The organism is Calidithermus chliarophilus DSM 9957, assembly GCF_000430045.1.
Taxonomy (GTDB): Bacteria; Deinococcota; Deinococci; order Deinococcales; family Thermaceae; genus Calidithermus; species Calidithermus chliarophilus.
In genome coordinates, this window is the sequence record NZ_KE387023.1 from 216,668 (window position 1) to 237,172 (window position 20,505).

At 64.2% G+C, this 20,505-nt stretch carries 28 protein-coding genes; 10 read left to right on the top strand and 18 right to left on the bottom strand.

The annotated features are described in order from the left end of the window. Positions 1-17: 17 nt before the first annotated feature. The 17 genes from MEICH_RS0101195 to MEICH_RS0101275 all read right to left on the bottom strand — a co-directional run bounded on the left by MEICH_RS0101195 (position 18) and on the right by MEICH_RS0101275 (position 14,421). Positions 18-860, bottom strand: coding sequence for an SDH family Clp fold serine proteinase (locus MEICH_RS0101195; protein WP_027891113.1), 843 nt, complete (start codon positions 858-860; stop codon positions 18-20). A 9-nt stretch (positions 861-869) separates the two neighbouring features. Further along, positions 870-1,529: a rhomboid family intramembrane serine protease gene (locus MEICH_RS0101200; protein WP_027891114.1), complete on the bottom strand. Its 660-nt coding sequence runs from the start codon at positions 1,527-1,529 to the stop codon at positions 870-872. 15 nt (positions 1,530-1,544) lie between these two features. Next, positions 1,545-2,669 (bottom strand): cation:proton antiporter, encoded by a 1,125-nt coding sequence (locus tag MEICH_RS0101205; protein WP_027891115.1) that lies wholly within the window; start codon positions 2,667-2,669, stop codon positions 1,545-1,547. Further along, positions 2,669-3,145 (bottom strand): cation:proton antiporter regulatory subunit, encoded by a 477-nt coding sequence (locus MEICH_RS0101210; protein ID WP_027891116.1) that lies wholly within the window; start codon positions 3,143-3,145, stop codon positions 2,669-2,671. Before MEICH_RS0101210 ends, MEICH_RS0101205 begins: the two co-directional genes overlap by 1 nt. After that, a complete protein-coding gene (locus MEICH_RS0101215; RefSeq protein ID WP_027891117.1) occupies positions 3,135-3,569 on the bottom strand; it encodes a phosphate-starvation-inducible PsiE family protein in 435 nt (144 codons plus the stop codon). Before MEICH_RS0101215 ends, MEICH_RS0101210 begins: the two co-directional genes overlap by 11 nt. Positions 3,570-3,574: 5 nt before the next feature. Continuing rightward, complete coding sequence (locus tag MEICH_RS27625; protein WP_157202545.1) at positions 3,575-4,018, bottom strand: ferritin-like domain-containing protein; 444 nt, start codon at positions 4,016-4,018, stop codon at positions 3,575-3,577. Between the two features lie 68 nt (positions 4,019-4,086). Beyond that, positions 4,087-4,491: an Hsp20/alpha crystallin family protein gene (locus tag MEICH_RS0101225; RefSeq protein ID WP_027891119.1), complete on the bottom strand. Its 405-nt coding sequence runs from the start codon at positions 4,489-4,491 to the stop codon at positions 4,087-4,089. 15 nt (positions 4,492-4,506) lie between these two features. Beyond that, entirely contained in the window at positions 4,507-4,935 is a 429-nt protein-coding gene (gene trxA / locus MEICH_RS0101230) for a thioredoxin (protein WP_027891120.1), read from the bottom strand. Between the two features lie 81 nt (positions 4,936-5,016). Continuing rightward, the gene (locus tag MEICH_RS29935) at positions 5,017-5,187 is read right to left on the bottom strand and encodes a hypothetical protein (RefSeq protein ID WP_245587593.1); all 171 of its coding nucleotides are present in this window, start codon (positions 5,185-5,187) and stop codon (positions 5,017-5,019) included. Between the two features lie 266 nt (positions 5,188-5,453). Beyond that, positions 5,454-5,954, bottom strand: coding sequence for a DoxX family protein (locus MEICH_RS0101240; RefSeq protein ID WP_027891121.1), 501 nt, complete (start codon positions 5,952-5,954; stop codon positions 5,454-5,456). A 58-nt stretch (positions 5,955-6,012) separates the two neighbouring features. Then, positions 6,013-6,282, bottom strand: a complete 270-nt coding sequence (locus MEICH_RS0101245; RefSeq protein WP_027891122.1) for a glutaredoxin family protein — start codon at positions 6,280-6,282, stop codon at positions 6,013-6,015. Between the two features lie 3 nt (positions 6,283-6,285). After that, the gene (locus tag MEICH_RS0101250; RefSeq protein WP_027891123.1) at positions 6,286-6,963 is read right to left on the bottom strand and encodes a peroxiredoxin; all 678 of its coding nucleotides are present in this window, start codon (positions 6,961-6,963) and stop codon (positions 6,286-6,288) included. 15 nt (positions 6,964-6,978) lie between these two features. Beyond that, positions 6,979-7,407 carry a ferritin-like domain-containing protein gene (locus MEICH_RS0101255; protein WP_027891124.1) on the bottom strand — a complete coding sequence of 143 codons (429 nt, stop codon included), beginning with the start codon at positions 7,405-7,407 and terminating at the stop codon, positions 6,979-6,981. Between the two features lie 11 nt (positions 7,408-7,418). Continuing rightward, a complete protein-coding gene (clpB, locus tag MEICH_RS0101260; RefSeq protein ID WP_027891125.1) occupies positions 7,419-9,986 on the bottom strand; it encodes an ATP-dependent chaperone ClpB in 2,568 nt (855 codons plus the stop codon). Positions 9,987-10,070: 84 nt separating this feature from the next. After that, the gene (locus MEICH_RS0101265; protein WP_027891126.1) at positions 10,071-11,516 is read right to left on the bottom strand and encodes an amidase family protein; all 1,446 of its coding nucleotides are present in this window, start codon (positions 11,514-11,516) and stop codon (positions 10,071-10,073) included. A 167-nt stretch (positions 11,517-11,683) separates the two neighbouring features. Beyond that, positions 11,684-14,065, bottom strand: coding sequence for a hypothetical protein (locus tag MEICH_RS28310; RefSeq protein WP_157202547.1), 2,382 nt, complete (start codon positions 14,063-14,065; stop codon positions 11,684-11,686). 2 nt (positions 14,066-14,067) lie between these two features. After that, positions 14,068-14,421: a hypothetical protein gene (locus MEICH_RS0101275; RefSeq protein ID WP_027891127.1), complete on the bottom strand. Its 354-nt coding sequence runs from the start codon at positions 14,419-14,421 to the stop codon at positions 14,068-14,070. A 334-nt stretch (positions 14,422-14,755) separates the two neighbouring features. Here MEICH_RS0101275 and MEICH_RS0101280 point away from each other — a divergent pair, with 334 nt between their 5' ends. The 10 genes from MEICH_RS0101280 (at position 14,756) to MEICH_RS29095 (ending at position 19,905) form a co-directional block, all read left to right on the top strand. Then, positions 14,756-15,793: a hypothetical protein gene (locus MEICH_RS0101280; protein ID WP_027891128.1), complete on the top strand. Its 1,038-nt coding sequence runs from the start codon at positions 14,756-14,758 to the stop codon at positions 15,791-15,793. A 108-nt stretch (positions 15,794-15,901) separates the two neighbouring features. Further along, entirely contained in the window at positions 15,902-16,120 is a 219-nt protein-coding gene (locus MEICH_RS0101285; RefSeq protein ID WP_027891129.1) for a hypothetical protein, read from the top strand. Beyond that, on the top strand, positions 16,117-16,563 hold the full coding sequence (locus MEICH_RS0101290; protein ID WP_027891130.1) for a hypothetical protein: 447 nt from the start codon (positions 16,117-16,119) through the stop codon (positions 16,561-16,563). The genes MEICH_RS0101285 and MEICH_RS0101290 overlap by 4 nt, the downstream gene beginning before the upstream one ends. A 36-nt stretch (positions 16,564-16,599) precedes the next feature. Further along, on the top strand, positions 16,600-16,983 hold the full coding sequence (locus MEICH_RS26735; RefSeq protein ID WP_051303822.1) for a hypothetical protein: 384 nt from the start codon (positions 16,600-16,602) through the stop codon (positions 16,981-16,983). A gap of 73 nt (positions 16,984-17,056) precedes the next feature. Beyond that, entirely contained in the window at positions 17,057-17,659 is a 603-nt protein-coding gene (locus tag MEICH_RS0101300) for a zinc metallopeptidase (RefSeq protein ID WP_027891131.1), read from the top strand. A 17-nt stretch (positions 17,660-17,676) separates the two neighbouring features. Continuing rightward, entirely contained in the window at positions 17,677-17,895 is a 219-nt protein-coding gene (locus tag MEICH_RS0101305) for a DUF433 domain-containing protein (protein ID WP_027891132.1), read from the top strand. Between the two features lie 8 nt (positions 17,896-17,903). Then, entirely contained in the window at positions 17,904-18,254 is a 351-nt protein-coding gene (locus MEICH_RS0101310) for a DUF5615 family PIN-like protein (RefSeq protein WP_169730673.1), read from the top strand. 62 nt (positions 18,255-18,316) lie between these two features. Continuing rightward, positions 18,317-19,132 carry an ArdC-like ssDNA-binding domain-containing protein gene (locus MEICH_RS0101315; RefSeq protein ID WP_036218116.1) on the top strand — a complete coding sequence of 272 codons (816 nt, stop codon included), beginning with the start codon at positions 18,317-18,319 and terminating at the stop codon, positions 19,130-19,132. A gap of 48 nt (positions 19,133-19,180) precedes the next feature. Continuing rightward, positions 19,181-19,672 carry a DUF6839 family protein gene (locus MEICH_RS22960; protein ID WP_157202548.1) on the top strand — a complete coding sequence of 164 codons (492 nt, stop codon included), beginning with the start codon at positions 19,181-19,183 and terminating at the stop codon, positions 19,670-19,672. Between the two features lie 80 nt (positions 19,673-19,752). After that, positions 19,753-19,905: a hypothetical protein gene (locus MEICH_RS29095; RefSeq protein ID WP_018465391.1), complete on the top strand. Its 153-nt coding sequence runs from the start codon at positions 19,753-19,755 to the stop codon at positions 19,903-19,905. Positions 19,906-20,029: 124 nt separating this feature from the next. Here MEICH_RS29095 and MEICH_RS0101330 read toward each other — a convergent pair whose 3' ends face one another. Next, the gene (locus MEICH_RS0101330) at positions 20,030-20,401 is read right to left on the bottom strand and encodes a helix-turn-helix transcriptional regulator (protein WP_245587594.1); all 372 of its coding nucleotides are present in this window, start codon (positions 20,399-20,401) and stop codon (positions 20,030-20,032) included. Positions 20,402-20,505 lie beyond the last annotated feature (104 nt).

Consider the following 20,505-nt stretch of genomic DNA (forward strand, 5'->3'; position numbering starts at 1 on the left):
TGTCAATATATTTGCAATTACGGCCTGCTCTTAGCCGGGCCGCGTTCCCGCTCATAGGGGAAGGGAACGTACTGTACGCTGGGCTTGCCTCCGCGGGGCTGGGGATACATCTCCATCAGCTCATAGACTTCCAGGGGCATCTCCGTGGAGACCTTGAGCCCTAGGGCGCGGGCCTCCTCCACGCTGATGGGGTAGTCGTGGGTCCAGGTGCCCTGCGAGAGAATGCTGGCCACCTCCTCTGCGCGGGTCTCCCCGAGGTGCTTCTTGAGGAGGTTCTTGGCTGTGGTGTGAACCTGGATCAGTGCCTTGCGGGCTACATCGGCCAAGATGAACGTTTGGTCATCGATTTCGCTGGCGGGTTTGTGCTCGAGTACCTTGATCACCGAAGCCGCCGGGTACTGTCCAAGCTGGGGGTCTACTGGCCCCAGTACAGCGTTTTCGTCCATCACGATCTCGTCGGCAGCCAAGGCGATAAGCGTACCGCCGGACATGGCGTAGTGAGGTACGAAGACCGTGACCTTGGCGGAGTGCTTCAGGAGGGCCTCGGCGATCTGCTCGGCGGCCAGTACCAGCCCGCCGGGGGTATGCAGCACCAGATCAATGGGCACGTTCTTGTCGGTAAGGCGGATGGCCCTCAAGACCTGCTCGGAGTCGTCGATGTCGATATAGCGGGCGAAAGGGATGCCCAAAAAGGAAAAGCCCTCTTGGCGGTGGATGAGGGTGATGACCCGGCTTTTGCGCTTATGCTCGAGCTGGGTGATCTTACGCGCGCGGCCCAGCAGAAGCATCTGCTGGTTGAAGTAGGGGGTGAGGGTGGAGAGGACGAAGAAAAGCCAAAAGAGCTGAAAAAAAATGTCCATACGACCTCCTTAGCGGTAGAAGAACCAGCTTTCCCAGCTTGGAGCAGTGAGGTAGGCCCTCCGAGGACGAAATATCCAGGCTAGCGCCATCCCGGCTGCGAAGCCGCCCAGGTGGGCCCACCAGGCCACCCCAGGCAGACCCAACAGCCCGTTAACCAGCTGAATTAAGGCCCAGTAGCCCAAGTAGGTGCTTGCTGGAAGCCACAACAAGAAGAAAGGAAAAAACCAAGTCAACACATAGGCGCGCGAAAAGAGCAAAAAGTAGCCTCCGGCCACCCCCGAAATCGCCCCTGAAGCCCCAACCATGGGGATGTGGGGGTCGGAGAAGAGGGTTTGGGCCAAGGCGGCGGCCAGACCGGCCAACACGTACAACAGCAAGTAGCGCCCGCTGCCCAAGCGGCCCTCGAGTGCAGGGCCAAACACCCAAAGAAACCACATATTGCCCAATAAGTGCCCCAGCGAGCCGTGAGCGAACATGCTGGTGAAAAGCCGGTATCCCTCACCGAGAGGGTTTGCCAAAAGTAACGCGGGGACCAGGGCCAAGCGCTCTATGCTGGCGTCCAGCCTAATAGAAAGCTGGAAGGCAAATCCCAAGACACATAAAGCGATGAGGGCTTTGGTAACCAAGGCCGGGCCATGAAAGTAGATAGAGTCGCGCAGGGGAAGCATAGTCTGCTCCTTCGCTTATGCCCGCCGGGGAGACTCCCCCGCAGATGAGCGCAGCTTACCAAACCATTCCGGGGCATAGCGCATCAGCACGCTACCTAAGGGGATGGAAACCAGCACCAATATAACCGCTACCTGAGCGACCAAGAGGTACCCTTGGTGTAGCGCTAGCGTTCCCAAAACCAAGTTGAACTCCCCTCTGGGAAGGAGGTAAATGGCTGCGTAACGCTGCCGCTTGGGGCTGAGTCCGGCTTCTTTGGCCCCCCATAGGTTGAGCGGAAGCTTAGCTAATAAGCCGATAACCGCCAGGCCTACCGCCAGCCCTCCTACCCCTTGGATAAGCCCCAAAGCCTGCGCCCCTACCGTGAGGAAAAATAGCGCCACCCCTAGATCCCGCACCGGGCCGAACAGGTGCTCGAGCCGCTCCCGCAGACCCAGCCCAGCCGCTACCATCCCACATAAAAAGGCCCCTACCCCTTCCGAAGCCCCTATGCTGTGGAATAAATAAGCACTTCCGCTGACCAAAGCGGCTCCTGCCAGCAGCACTAGCTCGTTGGAAAAACCCTCTATCCCCCGGCTCAGCCGCGGGCCTAGCCATCGCGCCACCATCCAGTAGGCGAAGGCTAATCCCACCCCCCCTAGCAGCCCCATGCTGCTTCCTCCTCCCAGAAGCACCAGCAAAAAGGCCACTACCAGATCTTCGAAAACCAGCACCCCTAGCGTCATCTCGCTTTCCGGGGAAGAAGCGCGGCGTAGATCCAGAATCAGCTTGACAATAACCGCGCTGGAGGAAACGTAAAGGATGCCCCCCAACAGCAAAGCCCCCCGCCAATCCAGTCCTGTTGCTAGGCCTAACCCGGCCCCTAGCGGCAGCGCCAGGGCATCCCATGCCCCTGCCCGCAGTACCCGCTGGGATAGCTGGCCCAGCCGGTCGGGGCCGAACTCCAGGCCCACCGAGAACAAAAGCAGCAAAAGTCCCAGCGAGGGCAAAGGCTCGAGCGCTTCTATATCAAGCCGCTCACCCAGTGCCAGCCCTACCAGCAAGTAAGCGGGTAGAGGTGGAAAGCGCAGCCGGTGTACTAGCGCGGCCCCCAAAGCCAGCAAGGCAGCCGCCAGGGCAAAAGCTTCAACCGAAGGGTGGATCAAGGGCGTACCTTCTGCACAAAACGCTCCACCGCCTCACGGGAGCCTGCTACTACCAAGGTATCGCCCGCGTGCAGTACGGTCTCCGGTGGGGGATTGGGCAAGAGGGATTCTCCCTCGCGCAATACCGCCAGTGTATGGGCTCCGGGGGTGGCAAAGTTGTCGATGCGCTGCCCTACCCCGGGTGAGCCAGGTTCAATCCTTACCCACTCCAGGCTTTCTGCCGCCAGCTTGGCGCGGGTATCACCTACGGCCTCCGGGGCGAAGAGCACCCCGGCTAGGATGGCCCCTAACTCGCGGGCTTCCTCGTCGGTGAGATCGAGGGTTGCGGCGGGCTCCTCGAGCTCCCCCTTCTCGAAGTACTGCAGCTCTCGACCTCCCGAGTGATGCACCACCACCACTATGCGATCCCCAGAGCGCGCGGTGATGGTGTACTTTCGGCCCACGCCGGGCAATACCACTTCTTCAACGCGCATCTTTGCCCCTCCCTGGGTAGCGTACCGCCAAGGTACGCGCTGCCACCAAAGCCAGTAGACCCCCGCTCCACCACAACACCTCCGTGCCTTGGATATTGCCGCCGAATAGCCCTAGCAGCATTTCTCGCAACACAAAGGCCACCCCCACTTCTAGCAGCACCTCCAGCCGAATACGCTCGAACTCGAAGTACTCCACGAAGGCCCGTACCAACTCGAGCATCACCACCAACGAGAGCACATTAGTGATGAGTTCCTTAAGGCCCAGCCGCACGGTGGGCTCGGAGAAGGCTAGGCCTAGCTCGAGCAGGGTCCGCCCCACCCCGATCAAAAGTCCCAGCAGCAGAGCCAGGATGGCTAAGTTGTAAATGAGCTGGATGGTGAGGCGGAAGCTGCGAAGGATGATTTGCTGGAGGCTTCCGGGCATTTTCCTCAGGCTCCCCAGTCGTAAGGATCTATCCGGGTGATCACCTGGCGCAGCTCTTCGATGTTTTGTTGCTCTTCTTGAGCGATGCGGTGAAAGAGGGCCTCGAGCTCTTCATCGGGAAGGCTATTTTCCAGATATGCCACCTTGTCAGCTTTTTCCGACTCGTATGCCGCGAGCAGCTCGTGCCAAGTGGCCTGATCGGAAATGGTGGGCGGAGGGGGTGGGGTACCCCCCAGGGCACGGATTTTATCTGCCAGCCATTCGGCGTGCTGTTGTTCCCGCTGTGCGATGCGCTCGAGGGTTTGGCGCAGGTGCGAATACGGCAGACCTTCTGCCGCTTGCTTGGCCAGGGCCGCGTCACTGATTTCATCGCGGTAGCGCTCCGCCAGTACCTGCAGAAGCTGCTGGCGCTTTTGTGTCTCGAGGGTTCTCAGGAGCTGCTCGATCACCTCATACCTCCAAAAACCCCACCCGAACCCTTAATTCGCGGGCCGGGGGTTCTCCTTGTTTGCTGGGCCTAGCTTTCTACCGCGATGCTGCGGCGGGCGGGGCTAGAGCTTGGGGTACGGGGAATCTCCACCTCCAGCACACCCCGCTTTAAGCGGGCTTGGATCCCCTCAGGCTGGGCGTCGGCGGGCAGGGGAATAGAGCGGTAGATGCGGCCATAGTAGATTTCCGAGAGGTGGCGTTTGCGCTGCTCCTCTTTGCGCTCAGCTTCGATGATGAGGAAGGGGCCTTCGAGGTACACCTGGACATCTTTTTTGTCTAATCCGGGCAGCTCGGTGCGCAGTATGTAGCGACCTTCCTCCTCTACCAGCTCGCTACTGGGTTCGAAGTCTGCGCCTTCGAAAGCTTTCTCCAAGGCTTCGTCTAGGGCTTTACGGAACTTGTTGCGTCCAAAGGGCCAGATACGCTCTAACATAGCTGCCTCCGAAGCTTAGTTTTTCTGCGACAAATGCCCAGAGAGCCGGTTCATGAGGGCGGATTTGGGCAAGGCCCCTACGGTGCGCTCTACCGGCTGGCCATTTTTGAAAAGGATCAAGGTGGGAATGCTTTGCACGCTAAAAGCGCTAGCTGGAAGTGGATGCTGGTCCACGTTGAGCTTCACTATCTTAAGCCGCCCGGCTTGCTCGCGGGCGATTTCCTCGAGCACCGGGGCCACCATCCGGCAGGGGCCGCACCACTCCGCCCAGAAGTCCACCAGCACCGGCACGCTGGCTTGCAGCTCCGCGCTGAGCCCTCCCTCGCCCACATTCACCAGCCAAGGGAGGGGTTGGTGGCACTTGCCACATACCGGTACCTGACCGGCTGGGGGGTTGCCCAGCCGGTTTTTGGCCCCACACGCTGGGCACACCACCACGTTCATAACGCCCCTCCGGCCATAGCCCAACCTGAGACAAGCTGCTGCGGATCTTTGCTAAAACCAATCATTCTCCCAACCTCCTGCTTAGGCCCCCAGGCCATAAGGATCCACCCGGGTAATCACCTGGCGCAGTTCTTCCACGTTCTGCTGCTCCTCTTGGGCGATGCGGTGAAAGAGGGCCTCGAGCTCTTCATCAGGAAGAGTGTTTTCTAAATAGGCTACCTTATCGGCTTTCTCCGACTCGTAGGCGGCCAATAACTCTTGCCAGCTGGCCTGATCGGGAATGGTGGGCGAAGGAGGTGGCGTACCCCCTAGGGCACGGATTTTTTCCCCTAGCCACTGGGCATGTTGCGCGCTTGAGGGTCTGGCGCAGGTGGGGGTAAGGCAGGCCCTCGGCGGCCTGCTCGGCCAGCATTGCGTCGCTGGACTCGTCGCGGTAACGTTCGGCTAGCAGTTGCAAAAGCTGCTGCCGTTCTTGAGCACTGAGGCTGCCCCAAAGCGGCTTCAACATCCCTACCCCCTCAGGCGGCAGGTTGGGCTGAGCGCCGGCTCGAGGCCAAGAGCGCTATAACCCACCCTGCTAGCACCAGCAGCACACCCCAGCGGGCTACCTCCGACGGTAGGGCAGTCCCCCATAGGGCATCCAGGGAGTAAATCCCGGGCCCAGCCATGCCTACGGCAGCAGCTACCGCCAAGTTGGTGAGGGGAAGTTCAAAGCCGCCCTGGGTCACCCACAGCTTAGGCCAGTGCACCTTGAAGATGGCGGTGAGCATAGCCGCCGTGATCAGCAGCGGGCCAGCCGGACTAAACAGCCCCAACGCTAGCAAGAGCCCACCGAAAAACTCACACCCTCCCGCCAGCAGCGCCCAAAGCCGCCCGGGGCGGAAACCCAGCGACTCGAGCCAGCCCGCGGTGCCAGCCAACCCATGCCCACCAAACCAGCCAAAGAGCTTTTGCGCACCATGACCCGCCAATAGTAAGCCAGTTACCAAACGGAGAACCAAGAGAGCCAGATCGGACATCTTCTATCACCTCCGTTGCAGAACATGCGTTGCGTAAGGGAGTTACCTGAAGGGCGCTTTAGAGGAGGCCGCGGCGCATCAGCGAACGCTCTAGCTCCGCCAGGCTGGGTTCTACCAGCACCTCCCCGCCTACGTAGACGGTGGGGTGGCTGGCATAGCCGCCCGTCCACCAACGCAGCTGGGCCACTGCCTCCGGGTGCTCTTCGAGGTCAACGAAGCGGTAAGGAATGCCCAGGCGCTCGAGATAACGCCGCACCAACTGGGATTGGGCACACCAGCGGGTGCCGTAGACCACCACCGGTGCTAGGGTCGGGGTGCGGTACAGCATCGCTTACCTCCGGAGCGTGTCCAAAGCCGCGAAGAGTTCCTCGATGGGGGGAACATGGTGGAGGTAGGGCGAGACGTGGGCGTAGCGAATCATCCCTGAGCCGTCCACCACGTACAAAGCCCGCTCGCTGAAGCCATCGTTTTCCCGGAAGACCTGGTAACTACGGGCCACTTCTCCCTTGGGGTGAAAGTCCGAGAGCAAGGGGAAAGCGATCCGCCGCACCGCCGCCCAAGCCCCGTGGGAGTAAATCGAGTCCACCGAGATGCCCAGGATTTGGGCTCCGCGCCGTTCGAATTCGGCAAGTTCGCTTTGGTAGAGGTCAAGCTGCTGGCTACAGCCGGGACTCCAGTCGAGCGGGTAGAAGACCAGCACCACCGGTCTACCCCGGAAGTCCGAAAGCCGGACATGCTCGCCTTGCGCGTTGGGCAAGGAGAAATCTGGAGCCGGGCTGCCCACTGGTAGGCCCGGGTTGACGGCTGCGGCCTCCATCTTAGGGGCGCTCTTATAGAGGTTGCGTAACCACTCCAGCCCCCCGTCGCTTGGGGAGGCCTGGCCTTGCTGCCGCCACGCTTCCTGAGTCATGGCGAACAACACGGATAGCGCTTCCCGCTCGGGCCCTTGGGGTAGCTGAGGCTCGAGCGCCATAAACCGTTCCGAGAGTTCTGCGAATCTCTGGCTCATGATCACCTCCCAGCATCACTCTTGCCATTTTCCCCGCAACAGTTTTTCGGTTTCCTCCTTATGACGGGTTTCTTCCGAGATGATCTCCTGAAGGTCGTTGGAAAGGCCGAAGTCTCCCAGCGATTCGGCTTCTTTCATGCGCTGGACGTAGCGAGCGATGGTCTGAGCCTCGGCCTCCCGGACCGCCTCCAACATCTCCCGCGCGCTCTTAGCGGCAGGAACAGGGGCAGGGAGGGTGGTGGGCTCCCCGCCCAAAGCCGCGATTTTGTCAGCCAAGAGCTGGGCATGGCGCAGCTCGTCTTGGATCTCGGTCAGGAAAAACTCCTTCAGCTCCTGGCGGTGGATGCCTGCCACCGAGGCGGCATAGGTGGTGTATTGAATGATGGCGGCATACTCATGAGAGAGATCTTGGTTGAGGCCTTGGAGAAGGGTTTCCCTGTCCATACGCACCTCCTTTAGGCTTGCACCGGGGCCTGAACCTCAAAACTGAGGCCTTGCGGCCCTACGTTCACCCGCAGGTAGGCCCCGTCTTGTACCTCGCCGGCCAGGATCTTCTTGGAGAGCGGGGTCTCGAGCTCGCGTTGGATCACCCGCTTCAGGGGGCGTGCCCCGAATACCGGGTCGTAGCCGCGCTCGGCCAGGAAGCGCTTGGCCTCGGGGGAAAGCTCTAGGCTGATGCGCCGCTCGGCCAGCCGATGCCGCAGGCCCTCGAGCTGGATCTCCACGATCTGGGCGATCTGCTCCTGGGTGAGCGGTTTGAACACTACAATCTCGTCCAGACGGTTCAGGAACTCGGGGCGGAAGTGCTGCTGCAAGACCTCGAAGACCCGGTTGCGGATGGTTTCGTAGGGGAGCCGAGCCTGTATGCCCTCGAGGATCAGCGGGCTCCCTAAGTTCGAGGTTAGGATGATCACGGTATTGCGGAAGTCTACCGTGCGCCCTTGCCCATCAGTGAGCCGCCCGTCGTCGAGGATTTGCAAGAGCACGTTGAACACGTCGGAGTGGGCCTTCTCAATCTCGTCGAAGAGCACCACCGAGTAGGGGCGGCGGCGCACCGCTTCGGTGAGCTGCCCGCCTTCCTCATAGCCCACGTATCCCGGAGGCGCTCCAATCAGCCGCGCCACAGTGTGCTTCTCCTGATACTCCGACATGTCGATACGTACCATGTTCTCTTCGGTGTCGAAGAGCTGGGCAGCCAGGGTTTTGGCCAACTCGGTCTTGCCCACCCCGGTAGGCCCCAGGAAGAGGAAGCTCCCGATGGGGCGGTTTGGATCCTTGAGGCCGGCCCTGGCTCGCCGGATGGCATCGGCCACGGCGGTGATGGCCTCGTCTTGGCCCACCACCCGTTTGTGCATCTCTTCTTCAAGCCGCAGGAGTTTCTCGCGCTCACCCTCCAGCAGCTTGGCCACCGGGATACCCGTCCAGCGCGAGACCACCTGGGCGATATCCTCCTCGCTGACCTCGAGCTTGACGAACTTAGCCTCACGCAGCCGTTCGGAGAGTTCCTTGACCTGAGCCTCGAGCCGGGGCAACTCACCGTAGCGCAACTCGGCGGCCTTGTTGAGGTCGTAGGCCCGCTCGGCTTGCTCGATGCTCGTGCGCACCTCGTCGAGGCGCTGCTGGGCTTCGCGCAAGGATTTCAGCACCTCGCGCTCGGCCTCCCACTCCGTTTTGAGCTTGCCGATCTCCTCGTTGAGGCTGGCGATCTCCGCTTCTATGTCGTCCAGGCGGGCCTTGGACTCGAGGTCGGTCTCCTTCTTCAAGGCCTGGCGCTCGATCTCGAGTTGGAGCTTCTTGCGCTCGAGCGAGTCGATTTGCTCAGGGCTCGATTCCAGCGCCATGCGGATGCGGGCTGCCGCCTCGTCGATGAGGTCGATGGCCTTATCGGGGAGTTTGCGGTCAGAGATATAGCGGTGCGAGAGTACCGCGGCAGCCACGATGGCCGGGTCGCTGATTCTGACCCCGTGGTGCACCTCATACTTCTCCTTGATCCCGCGCAGGATGGAGATGGTGTCCTCCACGCTGGGCTCTTCCACGAACACTGGCTGGAAGCGGCGCTCGAGGGCAGCATCCTTCTCGATCTCGCGGTACTCGTCCAGGGTCGTCGCACCGATCATGTGCAACTCGCCCCGGGCCAGCGCGGGCTTGAGCATGTTCCCGGCGTCCACCGCGCCCTCGGCCTTGCCCGCCCCGACCACGGTGTGCAGCTCGTCCACGAACAGGATCACCTCGCCCGCACTCTGGATGGCTTCCTGAATCACCGCCTTCATGCGCTCCTCAAACTCGCCGCGGTACTTGGCTCCGGCCAGCAAGGAGCCCATCTGGAGCGAGATGATCCGCTTGCCTTTGAGCCCCTCGGGCACGTCGCCCTTGACGATCCGCTGGGCCAGCCCCTCCACGATGGCGGTCTTACCCACCCCTGGCTCACCGATGAGCACCGGGTTGTTTTTAGTCCGGCGCAGCAGGATCTGCACCGTGCGGCGGATCTCCTCGTCGCGCCCGATTACCGGATCAAGCTTGCCTTGCTCGGCCAAGGCGGTGAGGTCGAGACCGTACTGCTCGAGGGCTTGATAGGTGCCCTCCGCGTTTGCACTGTCCACTTTTTTCCCTCCTCGTAGTTCTAGAATAGCCTCTCGAAGCGCCCCGACGCTAGGTAGCCCGGCGTAGCCAGTCTCGGCCAAAGCCAAGGTAAGAGTATCTATAGCAACGAACTTGTCGCCGAGTTCCTTAGCAAGGGCCTCGGCGCGGTCAAAAACCGCGTTCAGCCGGTTGGATAGATACTGCCCCCCTTCTGAACCGGAGACCTTAGGTAGCCGCCCCGACTCGGTTTGTGCGGCTTGGTAGATGGTGGTGGGGTTGCCCCCGGCCTTTGCTACCAACCGCGCGGGCAAGCCTTGGGGATCCCGTAGCAGCACGGTGACCAGGTGCGGCACGTCGATGGCTTGGTTGGAAAGCTCGCGCGCTAGGGTTTGGGCTTGCGCCAAGGCTTGTCTTGCTTGTTCAGTCCAGGCCTCGAGATTCATAGCTAATACCAATATGGCGCTTGAGTGCGGTATTGTCAAGCTATTTGAGTGTCTAAAGCCGAATATGAGCGGGCAGCGCTTGGGTTATGTGGTCAAGGGGGCTTTTCGGGCCCGCATGGCCTGCTCGAGGCCATAGGCCAGCCGGATTAAGGTTCCCTCGCTCCAAGCGGGCCCCAACAAGGTAATCCCCACCGGGAAGCCCTCCGGGGTGTACCCTGCTGGGACGGTGATGCTCGGATACCCAGCCTTGGCCCCAATGCTGGCCCCCCAGGATGTGGGGAATACCAGGGCATCCAGCCCGAACTTGGCGAAGGCTTCGTCCAGGCCGCCCTTGGCCACCTCGAGGTCGCGCTCGCGGCAGTAGCGGTAGGCCGCGGTGTGGGTTCCCCCCGCGGCCTCGGCGGCAAGCAACAGGATCTGCCCGTAGCGGAGCATGGTTTCGGGGTGGGCCTCGTTGTAGCGGATGAGTTCTTTCAGGTTCTTGATCGGGGAAGCTGGCCCCAGGCTGCGAAAATACTTGTTCAGGTCGCGGCGGAACTCGTACAAGAGCACCTCGTAGCGCAGCTCGAAGACCTGGGCGGCTCCGGGGATGTCGGCGGGGTCGGTGACCTTGGCGCCCAGCCGGGCCAAGGCCTGGATGGCTCCCTCCACCACCGCGACCTCGGCCTTGCTGGGTTTCTCGTAAAACACCACCCGGGGCACCCCCACCCGCAGCCCCCGGAGATCGGGCTCGAGGAAGCGCATGTAATCGGGATGAGCCCTTTGTCCTCGGGTGGCGGGGTCCCTCGAGTCCTGCCCGGTCATGAACGAGAGCAGGATTGCCGCGTCGGTCACGCTGCGGGTCATCGGCCCGGCGGTGTCCTGGGTGGCGCAGATGGGGATGATCCCCGACCGCGAGACGAGCCCCACCGTGGGTTTGATCCCCACCCCCGAGTTGTTGTTGGCGGGGGAGAGGATCGAGCCGGAGGTCTCGGTGCCCACCGCCACCGCGCACAAATTGGCCGAGACCGCCACCCCCGAGCCGGTGCTCGAGCCCCCGGGATCGAAGCCGGGGCCGTAGGGGTTCAAGACCTGGCCGCCCCGGGAACTATAGCCGTTTTTCATCCCGATGGTCATGAAGTTGGCCCACTCGGTCATGTTGGCTTTGCCCAGGAGGATCGCCCCCACCTCACGCAACCGGGACACCAGAAAGGCGTCTTGGGGGGCCAACGAATCCTTCATCGCCAACGAGCCCGCCGAGGTGTGCATCTTATCGGCGGTGTCGAGGTTGTCTTTGACGATCACCGGGATGCCGTGCAGTGGTCCACGGGGGCCTTTGCGGGCGCGTTCTTTATCCAAGGCTCGGGCGATCTTGCGGGCCTCGGGGTTGGTCTCGAGCACGCTGTTGAGCCGGGGGCCGCCCTGGTCGTAGCGGCGGATGCGGTCTAGGTAGTACTCCACCAGCTCGAGGGCGGAAAGCCCTCCCGCCTCCATCGCGGATTGGAGTTCGGGGATGGTCTTCTCGAAGGGGTCGAAGGCCTTTTTCGCCATGCCAGATTGTATCCTCTCACTCTCTCGAACCGGATAGCTCAATCAGCCGCCCCTTTCCCCCTCTTCTCGGGGGAAAGAGGGGGAAAGGGGCAGGCGCGAGGCACTAGGGGGTTGGAGTTTCAGGCGAGAGGGACCGTCGGACCGTAGCGACGCCGGGGTGGGAGCCCTCAAGCCTTAGCGCGGTTTCGGCTCGAGCGAACCTTGACGGGCGGCTCCACCCGGAGGGGCTCGAGCGGCAGCCGCACCACCGAGAAATGCTCGTGAAAAGCCGCCACCTGGAGCGTGACCGAGGGGATCACGTTCACCTCGCGTTTGCAAACCGGGTCGAACCTGACGCATTTGGAGGCGCTCATGGCGTTGCCGGCCTCGTCGTTCACCGTCACCTTGACCAAGAACTCCAGGAGGCGGCGGCTTTTCAGGGTCAGGATCAGGTGGTCTCGGTCTACCTGGTAGGTCGCCTTCTCCCCGGCGATCTCCAGGCTGCCCTGCGGATCGAGCAGATCGGTCCCCGCCACCTGCCAGTGGTAGCTGAGTTTCCCGCTGAAATTCTCCACCGTGGCCCGGAAGTGCCCGGTCTGCGAGGTGGGGCGGACCAAGGTGCCCCTCCAGCGGCCCAACCGCATCGGCCCCGGCGCGGCTTTGGCCGGTGTCGCCGCCCGAGCGGCTTGCAGGTTCGACCCGAGCGCCGGGTTTGTTCTGAGGAGGCCTAAGCGAGAGATGGGCTCAAAGCGGATGTTCTCGAGGTCTTTGACCACCTCCGGAAAGTGCCAGCGGTCGCAGACGAACTCGCCCCGAAGCTGTACCGAAGGCAGCCGCTTCTCGTAGGTCTTGTAGCGCAGCCGGATGCGGTCGTCGAAGACCTCCGCGACTTGGATCACGCCGTAGCGTCCCTCGGCGGTCCGGATTGCGTAGACCAGGTGGGGCTCGAGGTATTTTTGCGACTCGGGGATGTGGAGAAACGGCAAGTCGGGGAAGGGCAGGGGCAAGGCCAGCTCGCTGAGCGGGATAGTGGCATCCCCGTAGGCAAAGGGGTAGAGCTTCCAGCGTAGGATGCCCGCAAAATCCACCGCGCCGGTGCGAGCCAGCCGCGCCCCGCAGCGGGTGCGAAGCTGACGGCCAAACCCCTTCCCCCGCCACTCCAGATCGGCGCTGCTCATGCTCTCCGAGCCCACCTGGCCGCTATCGAGGTCAATGAACTGCCGGTTTCGCACCTCGAGCACCCCCGAAGCCCGGATCGGTACGGTTTCGATGGGTCGGGCGTCAAAGGTGATCGCTACATCGTCGATGAAGACCCGCTGGAAAACCAGGTTCAGCCCGATGGCGGGAACCTGCAAGTCCTGCCTCAGTTTGTCGGCCAAGTTCCCCGCGATTCCCTCCACGGTGTTCTCCACCACGTTTTCGGCGATGGCCAGCAGCACCGGAACCAGGATGCCGATGAGGATAGCCCCCACGATGCCCCCCACCACGACCCCACCCACCACCCCGCCGACTACTGCCCCGCCCACCGCACCCACCACGGCCCCCACCAGCACCCCGACCAAGCCGCCCGCGATGGCCCCCACCACCGCGGCCCCCAACCAGCAATACCAGGGAATGTCAATATCCACGTCGGGATCGTCAATCTCTGCTTTGAACACCAGTTCACCAGCGGTCACTTCGGCCCGGATCCGACCCGATATCTTGCCGGTGGCGTCATAGCAAAAGCCCGACTTGGCGATCTCACCTTTGAGTTCGATAAAGCCGTCCTTGAGCCGTAGCTCGAGCTTGGTAAGGTCGGCGGTTTCGCCCCCGCCGGAGACCTTGATGGTCTTATTGAGTTTGAGGAAGTCATCCCCGAGGTCGAAGTCGGCCTCGTCGGCCTCGAGGGCACTGGCCACTTTGGGCCTCAGGATGCGGGCCAGCCAGCGAAAGAAAATCGCGATGGCTCCGGTATCGCCCGAGTTGATGAAGTTTTGCAACCCGGCTGCATTCCCCGCCGTACCCCCGGCAAACGTCAGCATGATCGCCAGCGCGTCGCGGTTCGCCGCTGAGGGGTCGTCGATGACTTGGATGTCCCCCCGGGTGGGCAGGTCCGCCGGGTCGGTGGCGTTCCGCTTGACCGGAACCGGGACGATGGGGATGGCCTGGACCTGGCTGCGCAGGAAATCGGCGAACAGGTTGGGCAACAGCGGGATGGGGATGCTCCCGGCGGTGAACCCGGTGAAGTGAAGCTGGTTGCGAAAATCCACCTCGGCGATGTCGAAATCGCCCGAGGTGGTGCGGTTCATGTTGAGCCCGGCTACGGCCCGCAGTTGCCCTAAGCTCCCGTCTGTACCGATATCGAAACGCATATCCAACAAGTTGCTGGCTCCACCCGGTAGCGGCACGTCGCTGGGCCGATCAAAGAGCACGTCCAGCGAGAAGGCCCCATCTGCCGAGCCCAGCCCCACCGCGTTCAAGAAGGTGGAGAGCAGGCCGCTCGAGTCAAAAAACGTGGAGAGCACATCGTTGACGCTTTGCTCGGTGAACTCCATGACCGCGTCAAAGCGTTGGGTTTGGCTGCCGGGCATCTTTAACTCTCCTTCCCCTGGGTAAAGCGAACCCGGATGTGGGCGGTGACGGTTTGGCCGCCCGGCAGGGCGTAGGTCTGGCGGCGCAGGTGTTCGGCTAGGTTGGGGTCGAATTGCTGCAGGCGCCGTTTGAGCAGCACCGGTACCTCGATGCCGTGGGCTTCCAGCGTGTGCAGCGGGTCGGAGAGGTACTGTTCGGCTTTTTGCGGGTCGCTGAGCATCTTGAGGATCTTGGCCTCGTGTTTACGCAGCGCCTGCATCTCGCGTTGCAGGCTGGGGCTGAGCCCGGCGATGGACTCCTCGAAATGGCTCGAGGCTTTCCGTTTCGGCTTGGCCTGCGACTTGGGTTTTTTCATACGCGGCTCCTATTCGGCCTGCGCGAGCACGACGACCCCGGAGGGTGGCTCGGGCAATCTATGACGGTGCAGGTTGCAAGAAGGGTAGCAAGGCTTGCGTTACAGCAACGTTACAGCGATGGTGGCATGAAGGGCACTTCTGAAGCGCTGGCCGGAATCAGGTTGCCATATATCCCCTTGAGAAAATCCGCCTCGCCGCGTACACTGCGAGATGCCATCGCAAGGTGGCTTCTTATGATCGACCTGGCCTAATCTTCCCCCCCACGCCCCCTCTTTTTTATAAGGCCGCACTGTATTGCCTCTCTGTGGTATCCTGTTCCCAGGAGGTAAAACCATGATCAGCACGGCGGTCTGGAGCAGCCGGGTCCAGGCGGCTCTGGGGCGTGAGCCTCGGAGCGTAGGGGAGGCCCTCGAGGGTCTCCGGCAGGTCCTCAGGAGGGACGGGGTGAGCAAGGAGGAGTTCTTCAGGGCGGCCCGCGAGGGGTGGCGCTTCGAGCGCTTCCCCAAGGGCGACCGGGTGGCCCTCATCGTCTGGGCGGCCCTGAAGGAGGCCCTGGAGAAGACCCGCAGCCGCCTCGTCCAGGAGACTGCCTCCACGATGGTCGTCCGCAAGGATGACCGCCTCAAGGAGGAGGTCAAAGGGGTCAAACCCGTCGGCAATTGGAAATCCCCGGAAGGTCGCGTCTATGACGTGTACCCCTGGGACATCCCGACCCGCGTCCGTAAGGGGGCGCGGATCAGGCACCCCCAGCACGGCCAGGGAACCGTCCTCGAGGTGGACGGCAACACCGTCACCGTGGGCTTCAAGGCGGGCAGGAAGAAGCTCGCCCTGAAGGCCGTGAAGGGGATGGTCCTGGATCGGTATGCGGGGGCGACCGACCCGCGGGTGGCCGAGGCCAGGCGGTTCCTCGAGCGCTTCCTCGCTTCCGGCGAGGAGGTCCGGGCAAGCTCTCGCCTCGAGCGGGAGGGTGAGCTCGCCGGCAACCCGCACTTCTCCGAGGGCGTCGTCTCGCAAGAGACCCTGCGGCTGCTCGAGGGCGCGGGTTTCGCCCTGGAAGAGGCCGACGACCTTGAGGGGCTGCACGACCTGGTGGAGGCCCTCCCCGCCAGGGAGGAGAAGGTGAGGGGGGCGCTGGAGGGGCTCGGGCACCCACTCCCCGAGAGGTGGTCGGTGACGGAAGTCGCCTCCGCCCTCAAGGGACTGCCCACCCCGCCCCGGAAGAAGGCCCGGCTGTGGGAGCTGCTGAAGGAGGTGTCCGCCCTGCGGGCGCTGAAGGCGGAGCTCCACCGGGCCGGGTATGCCCCCGTTCGGGCCGTCGCTTACCGCGACTCGAGCGGGGAAGTCGTCTACACCGCGCCGGTGTACGGCTAAAGGTAAGCGTCCTTTCCTGCCTCTCGGAGAAAGTCCTTTTCTCTGAGGGGTTCTTCTTTTGAGAGCCAGGGGGCCTGCGGCCCCGACGGGGTGGGCAAGGAGGTCGGTATGGAGTTCAAGAAGGTCAGCAGCGGGTACATGGTCAGGAGCGAGGGCAAGGTGCTCACGCGGGCTAACCCCGGCTGGGGCGGGGCGGTGGGCACCTTGCGGGGGCCGGACGGGGTGGAGTGGCGGTATTTCCCCACGCTGGACGAGGCCCTGCTGGATCCCGATTTCGGGTCGCTGGTGGAGGCCGGTGAGGCGTGGTGGCGGGAGGTGCAGGCGTGAAGGTTGTCTCGCGCCCCCGCTTCATCTACCCCAACCTCGGGCACGGTCATGCCTGGTACGGCGTGGACGTGTACCGGCTGGGGCTGGCGGTGCTGGTGGTGTTGCGCGACCAGGACAACCATGAGGGTCCCAGCCTGACCAATGCCCTGGAGGGGGTGGCCCGCAAGGTGCGGCGGGAGCTCCTCGAGGAGGCCGGGCTGGCGGGCCTGAAGACCCACTGGATCACCTGGAGCCGCACCGACGGGATCGCCAGCGTGGTCAGCTTCACGGACGAGGAGGCCCTGGCGGGCCCCCGGTGGAGCTACCTCCCCCCCGCCGAGTTCGCAAAGGTTCTCGCCGCCTTCGGGGCGGAAGACCAGCTCGAGGCGTGGATCCGGGAGGGGGCGCTGGAGGTGGAGGAGTGGATCGAAAGTACAGGCGAGGAGCGCAAGCGCCCGGAGTAAGACCCCACCGGAAGGGGGGCAGGGGTAGGAGGATCCATGAGCAAAGAATCGAACAGCATCGGCGTTTTCGTGCCCGTCGAGGTCAGTGAGGAGAAGACCTTCTGGAACCGCATCGGGACCGCGTTCGTGAACAGCAAGGGGCTCTCGCTTTTGCTGGACGCGGTGCCCGTGGGCGGTCGGGCGGTGGTGATCTCGGAGGAGATCGCGGTGGGCGAGGGGCCGTATCGGGTGCTCACGCCGGTGGAGTACGAGAAGGACGGCGAGAAAAAGACCCGCTGGACCCGGATCGGTACTGCCATCCCCAACAAGAAGGGCCTCACCGTGCTCTTCAACGCCCACCCCGTGAGCGGCAAGGCGGTGGTGATCCTGGCGGAGGAGCCGAAGGAGGGGGGTGAGAGCACGGACGACCTGGCGTTCTGAGCGGGGTCAAGGCTGGCGTACATGGGAAGGGGGGCTACGGCCCCCATTTTTTCGTTCTGCAAGGATGTCGGGTATGGACACGCAGATGCTCTTCTATCTCTGGGCCGTGCTGGCCCTCGGGCTGCTGGCTCACCACACCCACCGGCGGAAGGCCCTCGAGCGGGAGGCCGGGGTAGAGCTTCCCTTCTCCGGGGGCTATCTGGTACGCAAGCGGGGGATTCCGGTGCGGGCAGGGCGGAGCGATGGCTTCTCTCCCCTCTACGGCACGGTTTTCTTGCGGCGGGGGGTCATGGAGGGCCGGGCCGTGCGGGACGTGGCCCTGGCCGCGCACGAGGCGGCCCACGCCTTGCGGCTGGCGCGGGGGGAGCGCACGGCCTGGCTGGCGAGCCGGGTGATGGTGGTGCGCTGGATGCTCTTCGGCAGCGGCCTGACCCTGGCCTTCCTGCTCAACCCGGCGGCCATCGGGGTGCTGGCCCTGGCCTATGGGGCGGGGCTCCTGGTGATCCCTGAGGAGCGGGAGGCCAGCCGAGAGGCCCTCCTCATCCTCAGAGAGGAGGGGGTTGGGGAGGCGGAGATCGACGTGGCGAGGCGGATGCTCGAGGGGTATGGGGACAGCTACTGGCTGGTGCCCATCGTGGCCCTGGCTCTGCTGGGCTGGCAGGCGGTGGCGGCCTAGGCGTGTAGGATGGAGCTATGGACTGGCGCGAGCGGATCACCTTCGACCCCCAGGTCATGGGGGGCAGGCCCTGCGTCCGGGGGATGCGGATCACGGTGGGGACCATCCTCACGCTGCTGCGCCATCAGACCCTGGAGGAGATCCTCCGGGACTACCCCTACCTCGAGCGCGAGGACATCGACGCCGCGCTGGGGTACGCGGCTTACCTCGCCGACGAGCGGGAGGTGGCGGTCTGAGGCTGCTGATCGACGTCAACCTCACCCCCAAGTGGGTGGGGTTTTTTCAGGACCACGGGGTGGAGGCCGTGCACTGGTCGGCACTCGGGGCGCTGACAGCCAGGGACGAGGTGCTCCTGGAGGCCGCAGCGGAAGGCGGGTATGTGCTGCTGACCCACGACCAGGACATGGGCACCCTGCTGGCCCTGGCCAGGAGTCACCGCCCCAGCGTGGTGTTGCTGCGCACAGGCGACCTGCGGCCCCAAGGGGTGGGGCCACGGCTTCTGCAAATCCTGCGCGGCCTGGAAGGAGAACTCGAGGCCGGGGCCATGGTGGTGGTCGAGGACCGACGGGTCAGGGTGCGCAGGCTGCCTTTCTGAAACCTTCGAGAGCACCAGGGGGCGGCAGGGGCCGCCCCCCTTCTTTGGGCGAGGAGGTCGTTATGTCCACGAAGGTCGATACGCTCATGCAGAGCATCGAGACCTGGTTGAAGCAGCTGGCCGCCGAGCTCGAGGAGGGACGCACCGAGGGCTTCCTGGGCTTCCTGGAGGCGATGGGCCGCTTCCACCGCTACAGCGCCCGCAACGTGGCCCTGATCCTCCAGCAGCGCCCCGGCGCCACGCTGGTGGCCGGGATCAAGCGCTGGAACGAGCTGGGGCGGCGGGTGAAGAAGGGGGAGCGGGCCATCGCGATCCTGGCTCCCACCCTCAAGAAGGTGGAGGTTCTGGACGAGGGGACCGGCGAGGTGCGGGAAGAACGGCGGCTGGTGGGCTTCCACACCGCCTACGTCTTCGACGTCGCGCAAACCGAAGGCAGGCCGCTGGCCCCGACTGGAGAGGCCTCCCCGGAAGGGCCCGCCCTCTACGCCCGGTTGCGGGCCGCCTGCCCGGTGCCGGTGCGGGAGGGGCTGCTGAGGGGCGGGGTGCACGGGCAGACCGACGGCAGGGAGATCATCCTGGCCGCCGACCTGAGCGCCGGTGACAGGGCGGCGGTGCTCCTCCACGAGTGGGCGCACGTCCTGCTGCACTACGGGGGAGTGGAACCGCCGGTGACGGTGAAGGAGCTCGAGGCCGAGGCCACCGCCTACGCGGTGGGGCGGCACCTCGGGCTCTCGATGAAGGGCAGCCGCGACTACATCCTGCACTGGCGGGGCACGGTGGAGGGGCTGGAGGAGTCCCTCGAGCGGATCAGCCAGACCGCCAGGGAGATGCTGGGGGCCCTCGAGGGGGCCCAGCCAGCCCAGGCGGAAGCGGCCTAGAACCAGGGGGCGGGCAACCGCCCCCTGTCCTTCGTGCAGGAGGTAAACGTGAGCCACGTAGCCCGCTGGAAAAGAGAACAGGGAAGCGACCCCCTATCGGGCAGCCTGGGAGAAGCCTGGCCCCTCCCCTACCCCTCGGAACTCGAGGAGGGCAGCTGGGCCTTCCGCCACGGGGGGAGGGTCTGGTACTGCGCCCCCGAAGACCTGGAGCTCCTCCGGCCGTGGGAGGAGGGGGTGCGGGTGGGCGACCTCGAGGACGGGCGCTACCTGCTCGTGAGCGACTCGCAGAACCGCCGGGCGGTGCTGGAGAGCCTCGGCCTGGAGAGGGAACTCCCCGAGTGGCCCCACCTCTTCGTGTGGGCGAAGGACGGGGAGTACGTGGAGGTGTGGGGCTGCCGCTTCGACATCCCTCGCAAGGGCGACCCCGCCGTGCCCCTCTTCCCCCCGCAGGGACTCGAGACGCCCTCCGACGACCCGGACTGGCTCGAGGCCAAAGAGTGGGAGGACTTCGAGGGCCCCGAGCTGCCCCCGGAGTGGTAGAAGAAACCACGACACCGGGGAGCAGCAGCGCAACCACCGGGTCACCCGCCCGCGGTACACTGTAGGTCGAAGAGGATGCCATGCCCGCGCTGATTCGGTGGCTGCTCGCCCGCCTGGGCTTCTCCCGCGCCCTGGTGAGCCGGGAAATTCCCTGGCGCGCCGTGCCGCGGGGCTCGGCGGAGGCCAGGGCCGCCGAAGAGGAGTACCTCGAGCGCAAGCGGCGTGAGCGCTAAAACCCGGCGGTACCGGCCGGCCCCCCACAGCAGGGGGCCGGCCGACTCGAGGCTGGCACTGCGGGCATGACCCCCCTTCCGGCCCACAGCCGGGGGTGCATGCCAAGGTAGTAGAGGGCCAGCTCTACCCGCCCCTCAGGCCGAGCTTCTCCCGCAGAGCCCCCACGCGGTTCTCCACCGTGCGGCGGCTCACCCCGAGCTCGCGGGCGATCTCCGCGTTCTCCAGCCCGAAGGCCAGACGCCGCAGCACCGCCCGCTCACAGGGCAGCAGTCCGTCTTCCAGCACAGGACCCTCGTAGAAGCACTCCCCTTCGGCCACCCGCCCCAGGGCAGCCAGCACCTCCTGGGGGCCCACAGGACGGGCGATCACCCCCTGTGGCCTGAGGTCCACCAGGTCACGCAGGTAGGGGGCTGAGTTCACCCCGGTGACCACCAACACCGGGCGGGGCAGGTGCGGCAGCGTATGCAGGGCGTATCCCCAGGGGGCGTCAAGCACCAGGTGGGCTGCCCCCGGAAGGGGGGACGAGGCACAGAGGGCCTCGCCGTGAAGCCGTAGCGTGTCGTTGTCGCTGAAGACCATCCACCCACCTCATGCCGTGA